The sequence below is a fragment of the Magnetococcales bacterium genome (genome assembly GCA_015231925.1).
Classification (GTDB): Bacteria; Pseudomonadota; Magnetococcia; order Magnetococcales; family JADGAQ01; genus JADGAQ01.
On sequence record JADGAQ010000278.1, the window covers coordinates 1 to 4,115 of the forward strand.

General features: G+C 53.7%; 8 protein-coding genes. 6 read left to right on the forward strand and 2 right to left on the reverse strand.

Annotated elements, in window-relative coordinates; translation table 11 throughout:
- Positions 1-307: 307 nt before the first annotated feature.
- From HQL56_18640 to HQL56_18665, 6 genes are all read left to right on the forward strand, one after another.
- On the forward strand, positions 308-574 hold the full coding sequence (locus HQL56_18640) for a type II toxin-antitoxin system MqsA family antitoxin (GenBank protein ID MBF0311534.1): 267 nt from the start codon (positions 308-310) through the stop codon (positions 572-574).
- A 165-nt stretch (positions 575-739) separates the two neighbouring features.
- Positions 740-1,039 (forward strand): hypothetical protein, encoded by a 300-nt coding sequence (locus tag HQL56_18645; protein ID MBF0311535.1) that lies wholly within the window; start codon positions 740-742, stop codon positions 1,037-1,039.
- Positions 1,040-1,243: 204 nt separating this feature from the next.
- Complete coding sequence (locus tag HQL56_18650) at positions 1,244-1,534, forward strand: helix-turn-helix domain-containing protein (protein ID MBF0311536.1); 291 nt, start codon at positions 1,244-1,246, stop codon at positions 1,532-1,534.
- Between the two features lie 74 nt (positions 1,535-1,608).
- A complete protein-coding gene (locus HQL56_18655) occupies positions 1,609-2,373 on the forward strand; it encodes a hypothetical protein (GenBank protein MBF0311537.1) in 765 nt (254 codons plus the stop codon).
- On the forward strand, positions 2,360-2,647 hold the full coding sequence (locus HQL56_18660) for a hypothetical protein (GenBank protein ID MBF0311538.1): 288 nt from the start codon (positions 2,360-2,362) through the stop codon (positions 2,645-2,647). The genes HQL56_18655 and HQL56_18660 overlap by 14 nt, the downstream gene beginning before the upstream one ends.
- A 261-nt stretch (positions 2,648-2,908) precedes the next feature.
- Positions 2,909-3,277 (forward strand): phage terminase small subunit P27 family, encoded by a 369-nt coding sequence (locus HQL56_18665; GenBank protein ID MBF0311539.1) that lies wholly within the window; start codon positions 2,909-2,911, stop codon positions 3,275-3,277.
- Positions 3,278-3,333: 56 nt separating this feature from the next.
- Here the strand turns inward: HQL56_18665 and HQL56_18670 are convergent, their stop codons facing one another.
- Together HQL56_18670 and HQL56_18675 are read right to left on the reverse strand one after the other, a co-directional pair.
- The gene (locus tag HQL56_18670) at positions 3,334-3,708 is read right to left on the reverse strand and encodes a DUF1640 domain-containing protein (GenBank protein ID MBF0311540.1); all 375 of its coding nucleotides are present in this window, start codon (positions 3,706-3,708) and stop codon (positions 3,334-3,336) included.
- Between the two features lie 101 nt (positions 3,709-3,809).
- Positions 3,810-4,115: hypothetical protein (locus tag HQL56_18675; GenBank protein ID MBF0311541.1), on the reverse strand; the 306-nt coding region annotated here is incomplete at its 5' end.

A 4,115-nucleotide genomic window follows, 5' to 3' on the forward strand; every position in this document is an offset into this window, starting at 1 on the left:
TACGTTAATCATGCACCATCAGGGGGCCGATGTCACACCCTTTTGAAATCGAAAAAAAACGGCTAACTAAGCGCCATTGGTCTCTGACCCTGCACCCCTGCGCGGGAGCTATCATTCCTGGCAGTGGAGGAATCCGTAAAGTCAGGTGGGGAACCGATGGTCGAGGAAAGCGTGGCGGGGTTCGAATCATTTATTACTGGAGGAACCGGGCGGGGGAGATTTGGCTGTTGACCATCTATGCCAAAAACGAAGCTGAAGACATCCCCACCAATGTGCTGAGGCAATTGAAACAGGAGATCGACGAGGCATGAATAAACGAGATATCGGGCAGGAGTTACTTGAAGGGGTTCGGGCCATCAAGGCGGGAGGGGGACAGCGTGTTGTCGTTCATATCCCTGGGGACGTGAAGGAGGTCCGGGATACGATGAATCTTTCCCAATCCGCCTTTGCCGGGATCCTTGGCGTCAGCGTGCGTACTCTCCAAGAGTGGGAGCAAGGGCGGCGGCAACCTTCCGGGCCTGCGGCATCCCTGCTGCGGATTGCCCAACGGCACCCGGAAGCTCTGCTGGCCTGATCGACTCCTTACCGAATGCCCGACCTACCGCGACGGCGGGAAAAGGGGAATCCTTTCACCCCCTGGCCGGGCAAAAATCTGAAAGGTTTGCCGTGAAAGGAGGCAACAACAAGTCAGCAGCCATGCGGATTTGATGACAAGATTGATACTGTCCGGCTTCGTGAGTTGCTTTACGCCGAGGGGTTGCCAGAACCTTTCCCGTGCTGGTGGCCAGAAAAACCGATTTTGCTGGACGATACCTTGCAAAAAAACAACACCCCACAACCGGAACGGCGTCTTCCTGGTCGGCCTGTGAGCAAAAAAATTGCAACTCGCAACGCTCGGCTTATCGCCGAGGCAAAGCGCATGCGAGAAGGAGCACCGAACGCAACTATCAAGGAAATTGTGGGGAAAATAAAGGCTGCCAGCCCGAAATTGACCCTTGCCGAGAAGAGTCTCCTGCGAATCGTTTCACATCACATCTGACCTGTCTGTTCCGAGTTTCTGCGAATTAATGCGAATTTTTGCGAATTAATGCGCACGGATATCTTATTGATTTTATATGAGATATTTTGTATTGCGCTTGACCATCTTTGCCGCTTTCCCCGTTCGAGTCTATTTTTTTCCCAACGTAGCGCACGTTTCCGGCTGTCGGATTGATCATCCGCCAGTCATCGCCAAGTTGGGAGAATGAAAATGCCTGTTTCACAGTCAGTGACGCCAAAATTCCTTCGTAACCCTGCTGCTGCACAGTTTTTGGGGATCGGTGGAAGCACGCTCGAAAAACTCCGCTGCTCCGGCGACGGGCCCCGATTTTCGAAATTGGGGAAAATCGTTGTTTATTCGCGGTCTGACCTGGAAAGCTGGGCCGAAGCGCGAGCCGTTGCATCGACTTCGGAAAGCGACCATCTGAGGAGTGTTGCACGAGTCAAACCTCGTGGCCGTCCACCTGGCCGGGGAACCGGACCGGCGGCGCGTTGAGGGGGTCGCCATGCGATCAAGGAACATCAAGCCTGGATTTTTCTGCAATGAGTTGCTTGCAGAAATTCCCCCCAATGGGTAGGCTGTTTTTCATCGGGTTGTGGCTGGCGGCTGACCGCGAGGGACGGCTGGAGGATCGACCCCGCAAGCTGAAAGCGATGATTTTCCCATTCGATGATTGCAACGTGAACGAGTTTTTGCATGATTTGGAGCCGCGTGGTTTTTTGGCGCGATACAACATTGAGGGGGAGAAATTTATCCAAATCACCAACTTTTCCAAGCACCAAACGCCACACATCAGGGAGGCGGCTTCCGTAATTCCGCCACAAAAACAAGAACATCATTCAGAAGGCACTACCAAGGTAGTGCCTAAGCACTGCCTAGGCGATGTCGAGGCATCGCCTAGATCCCCTGATTCTCTGATTCCTGATAAAGGAATCCTGATTTCTGATTCAAATAAGCGCGCTGACGCGCTGGTTTTGTTGCCTGAATGGCTTTCTCCTTCTGTTTGGGGTGACTGGCTCGCGCACCGAAAAACCTTGAAAGCGCCGATGACCCCGAAGGCCGAGCGAATGGCGCTGGCTCGCTTGTCCAATCTTCGGGTTAAGGGACATGACCCACAACAGGTAATCGAAACGGCCATCATGTCGGGTTGGAAGATGTTTTATGAACCAAATAACGCCAATAACAATTCGGAGATAAAATATAGAAACAGAATGTCGGCTTCTGATAAAACTAGAGAACACATGCGGCAAAAATATTCCAGGGGACATGATCGAGGAGGCCAGAAGGAAGCAAGCATTATCGACGGTGAAGTTGAACGAGATGCCGAAACGTGATGCCGAAATGCAAATAGATCTTATTTGGCTTACGTTTTCCAACTGGTTCGGGGATGTGTGGAGCCGTCCGCACGGGGTTTGCGATGATGGAGGTTGGCTTGAAGACCTGGCCGACCTGACCCCTGATGAAATCCATGCTGGATTGGTTAAAATTCGCAATTCTGGGGAGAGATACCCGCCGTCCCTGCCGCATTTTCGAAAACTTTGCCTTGGCCGCGAAAAATGGACATTCGAGGACGAGGCGTTGGAAGAAATCAAAAAATCGGCTCTTTGATCTTGAACGCCACCCCCCCCCACGGCCTGAGTGTCTGTGGGGGGTCCAAGCCGGGATATCCCGTCAAATCCCTGGCCGGCATGAAGGCAAAATGCGCGCGCCTGCCTAAATTTTTACGAAGCCAAAATTCACCAACTGTTTTTGGAGTATTGAACCATGAGAGGCAGACCCCCAGTTCCCACCGCAATAAAATCGCTGGCAGGCACGTTGCGTCCGTGCCGGATTAACAAGGCCGAGCCGAGGCCACGAGAAGGAATTACCGTGATCCCGGATGTGATCAAGGATTTCCCACGAGCTTACGAGTGGTGGAAATTGCTTCAATCCGATGCGCATTTCCTCTCCAACCTGGATGTTGCGTGCCTGGAGGGGGTTTGTCTGGCGATGTCGTTTGCCGAGGAGGCGGTGCAGATGGTCCGCGACGAAGGAACGGTGATCACCCTGCCGAATGGGAGACAAAAGCCTCACCCGGCGGTCAGTATCGCCAGGGAGCAACTCGAATTGGCGCGTGGTCTGTCCGCCGCTTTGGGTTTGACCCCGACGAGTCGGAACAGGTTGAAGGCGGCCATCCATCCAGAGGCCGAGACACCGGGGAACAAAATGCCGTCCCCCTGGGATAAAGTGGTCTTTTGATCGGAGTGGCACCGGCACCAGCTTTTGTCCAGAACAATGGGGTGGTGCCGGCGGTATCACCGTGCAGGCTGCAGGGGAACCGCTGGCGCGGGTACGACGGGAACAGGCAAGCGCATCTCCTGGGCGGCTGGGGCCTGATGGACGGGTGCCGGCGGCTGGTTCAACTTCATCACGGCGAACATGGCACCGATGATCAAGGCAGTCTGGGCTGCGAACATGCCGGCGGTCCATTTGATAATCTCTATCTTGGCGGCACCAACGGCGGTTTCAACATCACCCTTGGTTGCCAACTCCTTGAGGTGGGACTCTTCCACCTTTTGAAGCACGCCGGAAAGAGCTTTTGCCTGAGCTTCTGCTTGAGGAGCAGGAACCCCGGCGCTTTCAAGCTCTTTCACGAAGGCCAGGGTGTCAAACGGGATAGCGTGGCTCATGGAAACATCCTCCTGGATGGGGCATCATTTCCAGCACATAATATCCGGGAATGTCCGGGGGTGTCCAACGAAATCCGCCTTGCATCCGTATCCTGTACGAATCACGCCGCTTTGCAGAAATGTTGCTCATGAATCCGTGCCATGATCCTGGCCAACACAGGATCTGTCACTTTCGCCAGAGTTTCAGCAATCGGCGGAACGGAATATGACGGTCCATCCACAACGCTGACCACAGGAAGAGCCAGGATGCGTTTTCGTCGTTCGGCAATAGTGCCGGCATGATGTTCATATATGCCGGCATGATGTTCATATATGGTCCGCCCCGCTTTGCAAGGAAGAATTTCTGTTGAAACATATATGGTCCGCCCCGCTTTGCAAGGAAGAATTTCTGTTGAAACATGAAAGAA

Coding starts and splice junctions, on each gene's coding strand:
- HQL56_18640 (MBF0311534.1), top strand. CDS start 308: ATGAATAAACGAGATATCGGGCAGGAGTTACTTGAAGGGGTTCGGGCC.
- HQL56_18650 (MBF0311536.1), top strand. CDS start 1,244: ATGAAAATGCCTGTTTCACAGTCAGTGACGCCAAAATTCCTTCGTAAC.
- HQL56_18655 (MBF0311537.1), top strand. CDS start 1,609: ATGGGTAGGCTGTTTTTCATCGGGTTGTGGCTGGCGGCTGACCGCGAG.
- HQL56_18660 (MBF0311538.1), top strand. CDS start 2,360: ATGCCGAAACGTGATGCCGAAATGCAAATAGATCTTATTTGGCTTACG.
- HQL56_18670 (MBF0311540.1), bottom strand. CDS start 3,708: ATGAGCCACGCTATCCCGTTTGACACCCTGGCCTTCGTGAAAGAGCTT.